This is a genomic window from Staphylococcus sp. EG-SA-2 (genome assembly GCF_017152085.1).
This window is the reverse complement of record NZ_JACYHC010000139.1, coordinates 1-543: the sequence shown is the minus strand read 5'-3', so window position 1 is coordinate 543 and position 543 is coordinate 1. Positions and strand designations below refer to the sequence as shown.

Genomic DNA, 543 nt, shown 5'->3' with positions numbered 1-543 from the left:
ATCGTGACAAACGTAATCATCGTGGTAACAATAATCCAGTTATTGCGCAATTTACGTTTTGTCATCGTATCACATACCCAACGCCACGAACTGTTTCAATCATTTTGTCACGATCGTATGGTTTTAATTTGTTTCGTAAATATCTTATATAAACATCTACGACATTTGTTTCTACTTCACTATTATAACCCCATACATGATTTAAAATTTGTTCCCGTTGCATAACATGGTTTTTATTTTCAGCAAGAAGATATAGTAAATCATACTCTGTTTTTGTTAATTCAATTTCTGCGCCATTTACCGTCACTTTAAAAGCATTCTTATCAATTGTAATACCATTGACATCGATAATATCTTTTTGTGGCTGACGACGTAAAATCGCACGTATTCTTGCTAAAAGTTCTTCAATATCAAATGGCTTAACTATATAATCGTCTGCACCGTAATCAAGCCCAGCAACTTTGTCATACGTATCACTTTTCGCTGTAATTATAATGATAGGTGTAGATTGTTGTTGTCTAATTTTGCGACAAATTTCTAAGC

The 543-nt window shown here is 33.1% G+C and carries 2 protein-coding genes; both read right to left on the bottom strand.

All coding sequences use genetic code 11. The features are described from left to right. On the bottom strand, nucleotides 1-65 hold a 65-nt coding region (locus IDG60_RS27185), incomplete at its 3' end, for a hypothetical protein (protein WP_425348372.1). Beyond that, the coding region (gene arlR / locus IDG60_RS01360; RefSeq protein ID WP_206160400.1) for a winged helix-turn-helix domain-containing protein at nucleotides 62-543 on the bottom strand (482 nt) is incomplete at its 5' end. The genes arlR and IDG60_RS27185, both read right to left, overlap by 4 nt.